The organism is Cobetia sp. BL01, from assembly GCF_056493605.1.
In genome coordinates this window covers 1-13248 of sequence record NZ_JBVBEE010000007.1, presented here as the reverse complement: position 1 = coordinate 13248, position 13248 = coordinate 1, and the positions used below count along the sequence as shown (strand labels likewise).

Below are 13248 nucleotides of genomic sequence, written 5' to 3'. Positions count from 1 at the left end.
CCTTGTACCGGAGTGGCTCAAGAGGAGCCTCCCACCCTTGATTGCCTCAGAATATCGCCTCAGTGCTCGCCTCTTTGCCGCCGATTACTCGGAGCCAGACCTTGTGCCCCAAGTAGAAGAGTTTCTAGAAAGCCAATTTTTTATGGAAGATGAGTCACATCGAAATCATAGAATGTCTCACTGCCTTCATTACACGGTGAACTACCGATTTATATCGCTCACTGATCCTCGCGTAAGCAGTATCCGAAAGCTGCTTAGACTGATTTTTTGTCAGCCACGTCGTACTGTAAGACGTGGCTCTGCCATCAAATATTACACCCAGATACTTGAGCTTAGAAAGGCGCTTAAGCGGCTACTTAACTGGGGCGACCTGGATGATATTCAAAACAGTTTCCCCAGACCCATTTCCCCTACCCTGGGAGAGCAGTTAGTTCCTCCTCCGGAGCATTTTTCCGATGCTGATTTGGAGCTGCTCGAACAGTTTCTTCATGCCTATGATAAAGCAACTGATCGTCCATCGGAGCATCCCAACCATCTGCGCAATAAGAAAGCGACACGCGCTTTGCTTGACGAAATTTATCAGTCGAGCCAGCTCACTCGTAGCCCAATAAGAAAACAGCATAGAGCTCGCAATGAAAATCAAAAAAGACGTCAACATGTCGATACCATTCTTCGTGATTCGCCACTTTGGGCCAGTGACAAATCTTACAAAATTCATGCTGAATATACCGACTATCGCTCCCTTGACAGGTCAATCCAAGCACTTGACCATGCCTTAATAGAGGATGATGAAGAGCTCACGGATGACAATGAACATCAGAATGAATCATCATCTAATGATCTGAACCAAAGCAGTATCTCACCCCTCGACCCAGTGAAAGAGCTATTCCATAACACGCTGCTTTCACAAGGCGATCAGGCGCTTCACCTTGAGAGCGTACAGCTCTTGCAACAGGCCCGCAGTCTCAAGACATCTGCAGACATCAGCCTACGCCCACAAGAAGAGGTTCTAGCAGCTTTACGTATCTTCCAACCACCGAAAGATGAGGAATTTCTCATAGAATCTGAGAGTGCTATTGCAAACCGACAAGCCTTGGCATTTCTTAGCATTCTACTTTGCAGTGGAATAGCACCTGAGCGCTTGCTGCAGACGACGGTAATCTCCCGATCCCCCAAGCTGCCCCTCAATAGCGATAGCAATCGTGAGTGGATCATCTGCCAGACACTGGATCAAGTTCCCAGCTGGTCACCGGAGGAGGGGCTACTCCATTACTCTGTCAACAAGGCACCTAACGAAACCATCATCACGTTGCCCTTGCCCAACGCTCTCAATCAGTCACTCATGGCCGAAAAGGCATGGCTCCCCGGCGCCCAGCCCTTCAAAGCACTGAAATCACTGATCGAGAAAAAACTCAAGCGCTGGGGGGATAACCGTCCCGGAAGTACTCTGACGTTGAGACGCGTGTCCGCCAGTCATCATCATTGGGTGATACCTGCCTGTGAAGATGAAGTGATCGCGACCTGGTTGCGAGGCGAGCTCCCGCTTTCGCTCTCTGCCCCGGCAACGTATCGAACGATACCTCTGCACAAGATTCAGAAGGCTTTTCTCTCGGCTCAAGCTGCGCTTGGCCTATTTCCCTTATTAGAAGAAGACTGTCGTACACCTCGCGAAGATCACACCGTGGGATCCACAAAAGCCCAGGAGCCGAGCTATTTCAAACGTCCGCTTCATTTGCTGACGCAACTTACCAAGAACCACGCCATGCTGGTTACCTCATTGATTACCTCACAAGGGAATCGTAGTCGCGACTTACGGGCAGTCGGCGAAGCCATTGCCCGGCAAGGTCAGATACTGGGAGCGCTGACCTTACTTGCATGGCAGCTCTGCACCTTGGCTCGCCCAATTGGATCCAAAACCCAATGTGAGCAGCTGGAAAATACGCTCTGGCTACGCGACAAGGATTCGGCTCGGGCACAGGAAAGCCGCCAAATTCCACTTGTCCCTGCCCTTGGCACATTGCTCCGGCTTCAGCATGAGTGGCGGGAGGAATGGCAACGATGGTGGAAACGCCACGGTGGCAAAGCAGACTTTCTTAGGCATGAACAAGTCGCCTACCCCGTTCAATGGAAGTTCAATGCCTCGACAATGATGTTGACGCAGCAACGCATGCAGCATGCTGACTGGCGACAGTGGCTCAAGGATCTTCCAACATTCATGCCTTCGCCTTTGGCAACTGAATTGAGCCAGTGGGGCCACCAGCCTTCCAATATCACGCGCCACAGCATGCTCACCGCGCTCCAATCGCGACTTTCTCACGCTGAATTTAGCGCACTCGCTGGGCACACCACCCAGGGGCACTCACTCCAATCCCCGGCCAGTGATCGGAGCCTGATTCAATCGGCGACACGAAGCGCACTAACCGATATCGCCAGACTATGCGGCTTGACACCGGATCTGCTTCACAGAGACGACCTCCCATGGCCCATTGAGCACGCCGGACCAGCCATTCAAGGAGATAGAGGATGAGCGCTGTTACCACCATTGATCTTCGGAAGAAAACCGATGTACCTGCCCAGGCCACGCACCAAGAGCTTACAGCTCCGAAGCTGTCTCCGATCGAGCTTTCGAAAACACTGGGTAGGATATTCCGTCGCTGGGATGATCCAGCTCATCCCCTTTTCTCCTCATCTGAAGAGCTCAGACATTTCCGCAAGAATGTCGCACGCTACGCCTGGCGACGGCATAAGAAAAAGGTAACCAGAGCACAGGCTAGAGCGCAAAGTGCGCCTTCCACCAAGCCGTCTCGCGCTCGACACAATGCCACACGCTTGAACCAGCGAGCTGTACAAGCCTTGATTCGCAACGCCATCCAGCTTACCAAGGAAGCTGAACTCGACTTCAGCTCCCGAAAGGTCACCAAGGAAGTCGCGCTTGTACTGACTCATCTCAACCGAGAGCCTGACTTCGAGGCTACGATTCCGACCAGTATCAAGCGTCCGGTCAGACCCTCATCCGCGGCTACCTCATCACGAGATATCAAGGTTCAGCAACGGGTGCTGGATTCGGTACGCGCCCTGCAGAGCATTCCCGCTAACCAATGCACGCCAGAGCAGTCTCTTCTCTTCCTGGCCTTGAGCATGGGTACCCTGCTGGGGATGGAGGAAGAAGTGATTCGCCATACTTTGCTGAACTTGAGCTCAGAGCATCTGCCACGCCTGAACACCAAGCGCGGTCCCCACCATTGGTTCATCGGCTGCCTGCCAGGGTTATCTCGAACACATCCAGCCCATTACCGGCTAAAAATCCCGAATCATCTCAGGAGGCTACTCAGGGCTTGCCGTCAGTCCCCTGCCCCATCATCAGCCCCCTCCTCTCAGCGAGCAGATGTATGGTGGTTCTCCTCGGATGCTACGCTGGATCTAAACAGTCCATTGGAAGCGCGAGCTGCCCATCTGGATCAGCTCTTGGTCACCGGTCTGTCACAGCTGCTAGATAGCCAGGCACCACGCAGGACTGGTTCCTCCGCTTCGCTGAAGAGTGTCCGATCATTGCTTCGTCATGCCTTTCGGTGCACGACATTGTTGGGCCCTGCGCCCCTCTGGTCACAGCTGCTTCGGCGCTATCCCCTGCCGGTGTGTAGCTGGCGTTCTCCTTGGCAGCATGACGAAAGCCTCTTTTTATCGGCGGCATCCCTCCCTACCTCCGGTACGTCAAGCGCTTCCGGCGCCATGGATGCCTCTGAACCGGAAGACATCGAGACCGATCTTCACACCCCTGAACTCCTTATGGGAGGAGGCGTCAGGAGTAACGAATCGTCACCATCAACCTCCCCTCGATACAGGCAGGATCAACTATCAACAGACTGGTATGTGAAAGCAGGCAACCAACTGTATGCGTATATCACCGAACTGGAGCATGAAGGTCTGATAACCCCCAGAGGGGAATCTGCGATCCAGCGGCATGACGCCATTACGTCTCGCTACGCGAAGAAGCTGATACACATGCTGGGCGAAGACAGCTATCCACTCTGGATACTGCTATGGCTGTCTTATCAATCGAGCACTCAAGGCAACAAAGCCAGCACGCTCAGAACTTACCTGAGTCGTCTGACGCCCACCTCCATGATGATGTTGCCCGATATCCCATGGTTGACGCTCTGGGATGGAGAACTGATGGAGGCGATCAGCGAACAGCTACCGACTCAGAAAGGCTGGGACACTTCGACGTCCCACAACTTCTTCCAGACGTTCAATCAGTTCATCAGCTTCTGCCAAGGTAACGATCGATTAACGGGTATTCCCCCCGTGCAGGGTGAGGGAGGTCGCTTCATCAGTACATTGCGTACACATCTGATCATGCCGCACGAGGCGGAACATCTGACCCGGGCGCTCTCCCGAAGACGGAGTGGATTGCGGCGCAGCTGGCTGATCGCCTTCCTCCTTGGCTACTACGGGGGCCTGAGAGCTGGAGAAGTCATGGCATTGACACTGCATGACGTCATCATCAATCAGCCGGGAGATGACGGCCCCACCTACTGTTACGTAGAAATCCATGCTGGGAAGACCGCAAATGCTCGTCGCAGCGTTCCTCTTCACCTTTTGATATCCCCAGAATTGATGACGCTGGTGAAAGAATGGATTGATAGGCGCCGAGAGTCCTTTGCTGGCCAGCAGCGTTTGAAGAACATTGCCTTGCTGGGGCCAGAAAGCTCTCCGCTGGGCTATTCAAGAGAGAGCTTGCTGACCCCGCTCATGGCATGGGCCCGGCAGTCTCTCCGCGGTGCTCTCACACCCGGATTGGAGCTGGAGGACATCCACTTCGACTTTCATCTCTTGAGGCACAATGCAATCTCGTGGCTCGTACTGCGCCTCTACAGCGACGACTACCCTCAGCTTCTGGATCGCCTTTCCTCCACCTGCCGAGGACATTGGTCCTTCACTCCTGCAGCACTGGCGAACTGCCGCCGAGCGGTCTACGACGTACTGGAAAGAGATGCCAAGGCACGAGGTCACCGTCTCGAGTTACTCGCCAAGTTGATCGGGCACCGCAACTCTCAAACACTGACACATCACTACACGCATGTGCTGGGTGAGATACATGGTGAGGTACTTCTGGAGCTGATGAAGCGACGCTGAAGGCGAAGATCGCATACTCGCATACTGGCTGTCGCCTATCGAAGCCGAAGCGCAGGTGGTCGACGGGCTAGAGATAGCCCAACCCCGATGTATCACCCTCCATCACTTGCGGTGTTGCACTCAGAGTCCACCTGCGCCATCTCACGCTCGGCAACCAGGATGAGTCAGGAGGTACAGTAGGCTGTCCGAGCCTGTACACACGGATGGAGCATTAGCAGTTCATGCGTGGTGCGATGATCTCCTTGACACTTTGACAGACTGATCGCCCCAAATTGTCCTGAAAGGGAAAAATTGCAGCACTTGCAACCCGCACACCAACTATTTTCCTTATAGGGAAAAATTCAGGACTACTCCAGTATATCCACCCAATTATCCCTATAGGGAAATTTTTAAGTATACTAAATTGTTTACAACAACCCGCTTTCTTATCGTGAAAGGTCTTAGCATGCCCCTATCGCAAGCAGTTCCCATTCATGATGCCGCAACGCTTGGCAAGTTGATTCGCCGCGCTCGCAAGCAGCAAGGGCTAAATCTTGAAACCCTCGCAGGTCTTTGCGGGTTGAGCATTCGCTTTCTGAGTGAGTTGGAAAACGGCCGTGACAGCTGCGGGTTGGGTCGCATATTGATCGTACTTGATACGCTAGGCATCGAGCTGTCCGCTGTTCCACCGGAGGGATCCGAATCATGATATTGCCGGATTCGTTGAACGTATGGCGCGACACGCAGCATGTAGGGACGTTGTGGCGCGGCACGGATGGCCGACTGATGGGCTTCGAATACAACGATACCTGGCGACAGAACGGGCATGCCATTTCGTACAGCTTGCCTCTAAGCCAAAAGGCTTGGCAGCCCCAAGACCTTCTGGCGCATCACTGGTTCGCAAATTTGCTGCCTGAAGAGCAAGCCCGGGCGGCGCTGATCAAGCGCCTGGGTATACCAGACGACGACTTCTCGCTACTGGCGACCATCGGCGGCGATTGTGCTGGTGCGCTGACGATCCTTCCGAGCGATCACATGCCGCCGTCAAGAACCCTACCGTCATCCCTCGATGACAACTACCGCGAGTTGCCGCTCGATCGACTTGCGCAATGGGCAGGTGCTCGCGAGCGGTATGCCCTGATGAATGAAGGAGCTCTGGCCAAACGCCCTCGTCTTTCGCTGGCCGGCGCGCAGGACAAGATCCCTGTGCGACTGTGGAACGATACACTCTACTTACCTATCGGAATCGAACCCTCTACCCATATTTTGAAATTCGCCGTCGAAGGGCGTGAGCAAGTCATTCTGAATGAGCTGTATCTGAACAATCTGGCACGCTTGGGGGGAATAGCCTGCCCGAGGACCACGATGGTCTATGCCGGCCGACATCCTTACTTGATGGTCGAACGCTACGACCGCTTGGGTATTGAAAGCGGACACGTCGAGCGTTTGCATCAGGAGGATCTGTGTCAGGCCATGGGCGTGTCGCGGAATCAGAAATACCAGGCTTACGGTGGGCCACGTTTCGGAGAGATCGTGCAAACAGTCCGCGAAGCCTGCCGACCCTCAGCGGCATCCATTCAGCAGCTGCTTCGCTGGCAAATATTCAATGTGCTGGTTGGCAACAGTGACGGCCATGCCAAGAACGTGTCCTTGTTACAGGACTCCCGAGGTCGTTGGCAGATCGCCCCAGCCTATGACCTCGTTGGCACCATAGTGCTCGGTTACGATTCAGACATGGCCTTCTCCCTCGGCGGGGAGTTCAATTCGATGCAGCTGCTACCGCGCGATTGGCAGGCCTTTTCGGAGGAGTGCCGATTCAGTTATCCGTTTGTGAAGCGCCAAATTCAACAGATGGTTACCATGCTCGCTGATCTATCCGACTCAGTCATACTCAAGGAGCAGCTACAGCAAGCCGGTCTCGAAGGCAAAGGCTGGACGAGGTTGCAGCAGCAACGTCAACACATTCAAAAGCAGTGCCGCCGTGCCGAGCGATGGTAGTGCCTGTCAGCGAAATTCAAGTTTGGATGTTGCCTCGTTCGGGGCCGTGAAGGCAGTCATCACACCGCCTGTGTCGCGCGACACTCCGGATAGGCCGAGCATCCCCAGAACTGCTGGCCCTCACGTACACCTGCTTTGGCAGTACGCAGCACCATACGGCTACCGCATTTCGGGCATTCACGTCTCGCCTGTGGATCATTGCGCTGCTTGAGATGCTGCACATGAGCACGCTGCGTCGCCCGAGTCGGCGCCAGCCGCCCCGTCAGCAGCGCCTCATGCATGGCCTCGACCTGCGCCTCGCTGAAGATGGGGGCCTTGAACGACTGTACGAAGGAAACGAAGTCAGTACCGCGCGTCACGTTGGCTGGCATCTCACCCTTGAGCCTGGCGTTGCCGACGAAGACGATCACCGAATGCAGATGCTCGGGAGTCACGCCAAGCGTCGTCTCCAGTGCCTTGAGATGCTTGTAGTTCTGACGTAGCGGGTTCTGGAAGCTGAACGACTGTCGAGGAAACTGCTGGGTCCAGTTCGCCTCGTGCTCACTGCCGAAGATCCAGCCTTTCATGTTCTTGGTTTCCAACACGAAGCAGCCGAAACGCGACAGCAGCACATGATCGATCTGGGTGGTGCCGCTCTCGGTCTTGAGGGTGACATTGTGCAAGGCCCGATAGCCCTGCTTGCCGAGTCGACGCGCCATCCAGCGCACTCGCCACTCGCCAATGCGACCTTTCATGCGGGGAGACTTGAGATAACGACTGACGCAGGAGGCCAGCACGAGGCATAGCAGTACACTCATCACCGGCGCGATGTTCGAAGGGACAACCACTGTCATGACTCCTGGTGCAGCCTGTACGGAAAGGAATCAAGCGAGGTGATTCGTCCAACCGGAGTACTGAGCCTTGATAAGGGAAAGGTAATGCTGCACCGCGCCCGATGGAGGAGCGCGGTGCAGCAAACTGCAGGATTCTAACCATCTGGCGAACGCCAAGCTACTGTTCTCTATCGGTTTATCTCTGAAGCAGAGCACGACGGAGCGTTGTGCATCGACGAGAGAATCAGGTTGGCGACGAGCCGTTCGTCTGAATCACTCCACCTCCAACATGACCTTGTCGGTATCGAACGCCAGCCGCCCGGCGATCGCCTGCACCTCCTCGATGGGGTGATCGTAACTCCAGGCGATATCAGGAAGATCCGGCAGCGAGTAATAGGTACTGTCGCCCTTGAACGGACAATGAGTGACGGTGTGAGAAACCGAGAGCTCCGCCATCGCCACATCGGCGCGCGGCAAGTAGAGCCTCGGCGGATAGCCCTTCTCGCGCAATTCCAGCGCGTTGCCAGTGTCAGCGATCACCGTCTCACCGACCAGGATTCGCACCCGCGAGGATAGCGGGTGCAGCGTGATACGCGGTTCGAGGTGGTCGGCCATGAAGACTCCTTTACGGGTTGGCGGGTGAAAGCGGCAGATGAAAGCGGCAGATGAAAGTGCCTTGAGGCGCGTTCTGAAAGAGTCAGACCCTCAGACCCCACCGTCCCTGGCGAGCCGAAAGCCGGAGAACGCCCAGCGCGCCTCGGGCGGGAAGAAGTTGCGATAGGTCGCGCGGATATGATCGGCAGACGTGGCGCAGCAACCCCCACGGAGCACCATCTGACCGGACATGAACTTGCCGTTGTACTCCCCCAGGCTGCCCGGCAGTTTGCGAAAGCCCGGATACGGGCGATAGGCACTGCCCGTCCACTCCCAGACATCGCCGAACATCTGACTCGGCATGCCTTCGGAGCTCGCGGCCGCGACTGGCTGTAGATAATCCTGATCGACGAAGTTACCAGAGAGAGGGACATCCTGACCGACTGTCTCCCACTCGGCCTCGGTGGGCAGGCGCGCGCCCGCCCACTGGGCGTAGGCATCGGCCTCGAAGAAGCTGACATGGCAGACCGGCGCATTCAGATCCACCGGCACCAGGCCACCTAGCGTGTAGTGATGCCAGACGCCGTCGCGCTCGACCCAATAAAGCGGCGCCGGCCAGCCTTCCGCCTTGACCGTCGCCCAGCCATCCGCCAGCCAGTGCTCGGGGGTGGCGTATCCGCCGTCCTGCATAAAGGCGAGAAACTCGCCGTTGGTCACCGGACGGTCGGCCATCTCGAACGCTTCGACGAACTGACGGTGTCGGCCCATCTCGTTGTCGTAGGCGAAGCCACCTTCGGCTGCATCATGGCCGATCTCGCGAACCCCAGCTGGATAGGCCAGCCATCCAAGCGACGGCACCTCCTGCGCAGGGGCTGGTGCCAATCCCGGAGTCAGATCATCCCGATAGGCCGGACACAGTGGGTTCTGCGCCAGAATGTGCTTGATGTCCATCAACAGCAGCTCCTGATGCTGCTGCTCATGCGGCAGCCCCAGCTCCAAGCGGCGAAGAATCTCGGGCAGATGTTCCCGTGGCGGATTCTCAAGCAGCGCTTGCATGGCCTGATCGACGTGCGCGCGATAGCGATAGACATCGTCGACGGTCGGGCGCGAGATCGTGCCACGCTCGGCGCGCGGGAACGGTACGCCATGGGTCTCGTAGTAGGAGTTGAAGAGGTGATCGTAGGCGGGGTCGAGCGTCTGATAGTCCGGCTGAAACGGCTTCAGGATGAAGGCTTCGAAGAACCAGGTGACATGGGCGATGTGCCACTTGGGCGGGCTGACATCTGCCATGCTCTGCACCATGTAGTCTTCCTTATGCAGCGGCGCACAGATCGCCTCGGTGGCGGCGCGTACCCGCTGGTACGCGCGTAGCCACTCCTTGGCATGCAGGCTATCGGGTCTTTCGATGACGGTGTCATGGGCAGATGACATGATGGCTTCCTTTACGAGTCTGGTTCTCTCCCTGAAACGTGATCGGACAGGCTCTTGGCCAGCACGGCTGACGTGCCTCCCCAGCCCCATCAGCGCTTGGTCGGGGTGATATCCCCACCCTATCACTCGTGTTGCTAATGCCAACTCTTCACGGACTCTGGTCTTTCCTCTGAAACTAGGTCTGCACCTTGATCTACCCCTGATCTGCCCTAGCCTTCACTTCGCTGTAACGCACGTCCCGCTGCAAGTGTCTTACCTGAGCGCGCCAGCCTCAGTTCTGCATCGGAATATTCTCTTCCCAACGAAAGCCGATACCGCCGCCCTGCCATACACCATTCTCCAGCGGGCTGGGGCCATGGATATCCACCTGCAGCGGCAGTCCGAAGCCAGGTGCCAGATCCTGAGTGCCACGCACGGTACTGCGATGCATGATCCGCAAGCCTTGCTCCTGTGCCGGCAAGTGCGCGCCGGGCGCGGCCCTATGAGCGACCGCCAGGTTATCGATGAACACGCAGTCGTTTTCCTGGTACTCGAAGTCGAGGGCGTAACCCTCGGTGAAGCCGGCATTCAGGATGGCGTTGTACTCACGGCAGAGCTGCGTCAGCTCTTCGGCGGTCAGCAGCCGGAAGGCATCCTGATCGGGTAGCTTCTCGATCACTGCGCCGGTCATGCCCAGATGAAGCCAGATGCACTTGCGACCGGTGATGGGGTGCTCGTGTACCACGGGATGTACGGCCCCGGAGGAGGAATTCACCGAAGCAAGACGGCGCCAGAAGGCCTGACGCTCGGCAGACAAGGCGTCATGGGCCGCGCCCTGATGAGCAAAGCAGGTACCGCCGCCGTTCTCGGCCGGGCGGATGATGTGGTAGCCGGAGTGCGAGAACGTATCGGTATTGAAGCTGCCGTCGTTATGCCACTGCGGCCCGACGCCGGGAATGCCGTGACGGCGATCGTTCGACAGCCGGAAGATGTGCCGGTTGCCATCGGGCGTGGCCGGATGCATCCCATGGGTACTGTGCAGCTCCTTGCCGCCCCACCAGCAACTGGCGCGGGCGGCGCGTCCTGAGCGGACAGATCGATTCCCCTCACCTCGGCGCCTATCGGCTCCAGCGGTGTGATGCTGCCGCCGAATTGCTGGATGACAGCCACCTGTGCCGGGTCGAACGGAACGCCCGGTGCTGACTCGGCTACCTCAGTGCGTGTTGGATTCGCCATGACACTGACCTCCTGTCGCGGCTCCCACGCTGGCGAGACGCTGATGTGTCATCAGGCCGCGCTATCGCTGCGCGACGACACTCGCGGCTCACAGACTCTCGGCGTGGGATGAATGTATCAGCATTCTCGCAAACACATTCCCGTGCGCCAAACCTCGCCCCATCTCATCCCGAACGCCGCGAGTTACCTATCAGGATGACGCTGGTGCATCACGTCACTCGTATTTCTTCTGCCAACTCTTCACGGCGATCCGCTCCTTGAGCAGATCCAGCATGTCGATCAGCACCTGCTCGGTGATCTGCTCCGTCCTCGGGTCAGTGCGCGACCAAGCATCGAAACCACTCTCTGCCAGGTGCCCCACCAGCGCCGAGAACTCCTTGGAACGCAGGCCGACCAGCGCTTCATCGACGAGATGGCAGGCCAGATCCGACAGCGAGCTTTCCAGCCCTTTCGTAAGCTGGGTGCCCATGGGCAGGCGCGAGACACGCTGAAGCTCCGGACTCTCGGCGAGGGTGCGACTGACCAGGCCCCGCACATAGCGCAGGGTATCGTCGCGATTCTGGGTATAGACATCCCCCGCCATGGTCTCGAGGCGCTGGGTAATTTCACGGATCAAGGCCTGCTTGCGAGGCTCCACGACACGCTCGATCACCGAAGATGAGAGGTCATCGCTGTCGCGCAACTGCTGCTGGACGTTATCGAGCATGCGCAGGGAGATACGGTCCGTCAGCTCCTCCAGCAGAATATCGAGATACTTGGCCGCCACCCCGTAGAGGTACCAGCGGCGAACATCGATCAAGCCGAGACGTTGCAGGCGGAACAACAGCGAGATCACACGCAACACACGCAACAGGCGGAAGCCGCTCAGCGGGATACACCCCAGCACGTCGTACCAGTGCACGAAGGGATAGAAGAACCAGCGGTGGTAGCGCCGCTCCGCAATGGCCACTGCCCACCCCGCCAGCACATCGAGCAGGAAGACGGCGACGAATGCCAGGTCGATAGAGAGGAAATTGGCGTGGATATTCTGCTCATAGGCCGCATGCAACCCGGGTGTCACGGCCTCGAAGGCCGTGTTCAGCGGGGGAATCAGGAAGAGACTATCGAATAGCAGCAATGCCAGATTGGCGATCACGAGCACGATGATGAACAGATCCCACCACAGATGTATCCGCTCCCTGGCGGGCGAGGGCGTGCGGGTGGCTGGCATGACAACTCCTTGGCGATTGTTTCAGAATGCGTAACGCGTCTTCCTGACTCAGCCTACAACGCTTCAGATGACCACGCTGGCGATGACCGCGCATCAGCTGACCACACTGGCGATGACGCTATCTGCGAGGGCTTGCAGCGCTACCGGAGCCCAGCCCCGAATCGCCGTAGACACCCTATTAGTGAGGGAGACACCCGCATGAAACAAGCGCAAGTGATGACATGGGCCGCCGTGATGAGCGCAGCACTCACCCTGGGCGGCTGCGCAGGCGCTCAATCCTCTGAGGATTATCAAGGTGTCGACGAGCCACTGGAGAACACCTATTGGAAGCTGGTGACACTCGACAACCAGCCAACACCCGTGGTGGAAGGCAAGCGTGAAGCCCATATCGTCTTACATACACAAGACTCGCGAGTAGCCGGCTCCACCGGCTGCAATCGCCTGATGGGGGAATATCACCATGATGCGCAAGAACTCGGCTTCGGCCGCCTGGCCATCACGCGAATGGCATGTCCCGGTGAAGTAGCAACGCTCGAACGCGATTTCCTCGCGACACTCAATGACGTGTCGGGCTGGCAGATAGAAGGCAAGACACTGACGCTGATGGATGCACAAGGGGCGTCGCGTGCCCGTTTCCAGACAGTCCATCTCTATTGAGGACTCACAAGCTCCAGTGACAAGGTGTCGGGACGAGAAGAAATGCTTGCACTGCTTCATCGCGCCTGAATCACTCGTCCCGCTCCGGTCTTTTTGCGACATCCACGCCGCAGGGTATTCCCCATCTCGCATCTTCGGACTGCCGGGAGCATGAAGGGACTCACCTCGGCTACGCCTTTATCAGACGGCGAATTGTTTCTGGTAAAGGTCTATACC

At 57.2% G+C, this 13248-nt stretch carries 10 protein-coding genes; 5 read left to right on the top strand and 5 right to left on the bottom strand.

All coding sequences use genetic code 11. The features are described from left to right. Positions 1–37 precede the first annotated feature (37 nt). The 4 genes from ACZYGA_RS12720 (at position 38) to ACZYGA_RS12705 (ending at position 7113) form a co-directional block, all read left to right on the top strand. Positions 38–2527, top strand: coding sequence for a hypothetical protein (locus ACZYGA_RS12720; RefSeq protein ID WP_153635476.1), 2490 nt, complete (start codon positions 38–40; stop codon positions 2525–2527). Continuing rightward, on the top strand, positions 2524–5136 hold the full coding sequence (locus ACZYGA_RS12715; RefSeq protein WP_479399275.1) for a hypothetical protein: 2613 nt from the start codon (positions 2524–2526) through the stop codon (positions 5134–5136). Before ACZYGA_RS12720 ends, ACZYGA_RS12715 begins: the two co-directional genes overlap by 4 nt. Positions 5137–5581: 445 nt before the next feature. Next, a complete protein-coding gene (locus tag ACZYGA_RS12710; RefSeq protein ID WP_084589588.1) occupies positions 5582–5824 on the top strand; it encodes a helix-turn-helix domain-containing protein in 243 nt (80 codons plus the stop codon). Further along, positions 5821–7113 carry a type II toxin-antitoxin system HipA family toxin gene (locus ACZYGA_RS12705; protein WP_052384808.1) on the top strand — a complete coding sequence of 431 codons (1293 nt, stop codon included), beginning with the start codon at positions 5821–5823 and terminating at the stop codon, positions 7111–7113. The genes ACZYGA_RS12710 and ACZYGA_RS12705 overlap by 4 nt, the downstream gene beginning before the upstream one ends. A 59-nt stretch (positions 7114–7172) precedes the next feature. Here ACZYGA_RS12705 and ACZYGA_RS12700 read toward each other — a convergent pair whose 3' ends face one another. The 5 genes from ACZYGA_RS12700 to ACZYGA_RS12680 form a co-directional block, all read right to left on the bottom strand. Beyond that, on the bottom strand, positions 7173–7940 hold the full coding sequence (locus tag ACZYGA_RS12700; RefSeq protein ID WP_225347876.1) for a nuclease-related domain-containing protein: 768 nt from the start codon (positions 7938–7940) through the stop codon (positions 7173–7175). Positions 7941–8198: 258 nt separating this feature from the next. After that, positions 8199–8540 (bottom strand): DUF427 domain-containing protein, encoded by a 342-nt coding sequence (locus ACZYGA_RS12695; protein ID WP_024953449.1) that lies wholly within the window; start codon positions 8538–8540, stop codon positions 8199–8201. Between the two features lie 90 nt (positions 8541–8630). Further along, on the bottom strand, positions 8631–9950 hold the full coding sequence (gene egtB / locus ACZYGA_RS12690; RefSeq protein ID WP_024953448.1) for an ergothioneine biosynthesis protein EgtB: 1320 nt from the start codon (positions 9948–9950) through the stop codon (positions 8631–8633). A gap of 271 nt (positions 9951–10221) precedes the next feature. Beyond that, the gene (locus tag ACZYGA_RS12685; protein WP_225347875.1) at positions 10222–10953 is read right to left on the bottom strand and encodes a TauD/TfdA dioxygenase family protein; all 732 of its coding nucleotides are present in this window, start codon (positions 10951–10953) and stop codon (positions 10222–10224) included. A 426-nt stretch (positions 10954–11379) separates the two neighbouring features. Then, the gene (locus tag ACZYGA_RS12680) at positions 11380–12375 is read right to left on the bottom strand and encodes an ion transporter (RefSeq protein WP_479399273.1); all 996 of its coding nucleotides are present in this window, start codon (positions 12373–12375) and stop codon (positions 11380–11382) included. A gap of 198 nt (positions 12376–12573) precedes the next feature. Between ACZYGA_RS12680 and ACZYGA_RS12675 the strand changes: the two genes are divergently transcribed. Beyond that, positions 12574–13032, top strand: a complete 459-nt coding sequence (locus tag ACZYGA_RS12675) for an META domain-containing protein (RefSeq protein ID WP_024953445.1) — start codon at positions 12574–12576, stop codon at positions 13030–13032. Positions 13033–13248 lie beyond the last annotated feature (216 nt).

Coding starts and splice junctions, on each gene's coding strand:
- ACZYGA_RS12715 (WP_479399275.1), top strand. CDS start 2,524: ATGAGCGCTGTTACCACCATTGATCTTCGGAAGAAAACCGATGTACCT.
- ACZYGA_RS12710 (WP_084589588.1), top strand. CDS start 5,582: ATGCCCCTATCGCAAGCAGTTCCCATTCATGATGCCGCAACGCTTGGC.
- ACZYGA_RS12705 (WP_052384808.1), top strand. CDS start 5,821: ATGATATTGCCGGATTCGTTGAACGTATGGCGCGACACGCAGCATGTA.
- ACZYGA_RS12695 (WP_024953449.1), bottom strand. CDS start 8,540: ATGGCCGACCACCTCGAACCGCGTATCACGCTGCACCCGCTATCCTCG.
- egtB (WP_024953448.1), bottom strand. CDS start 9,950: ATGTCATCTGCCCATGACACCGTCATCGAAAGACCCGATAGCCTGCAT.
- ACZYGA_RS12685 (WP_225347875.1), bottom strand. CDS start 10,953: ATGCATCCGGCCACGCCCGATGGCAACCGGCACATCTTCCGGCTGTCG.
- ACZYGA_RS12680 (WP_479399273.1), bottom strand. CDS start 12,375: ATGCCAGCCACCCGCACGCCCTCGCCCGCCAGGGAGCGGATACATCTG.
- ACZYGA_RS12675 (WP_024953445.1), top strand. CDS start 12,574: ATGAAACAAGCGCAAGTGATGACATGGGCCGCCGTGATGAGCGCAGCA.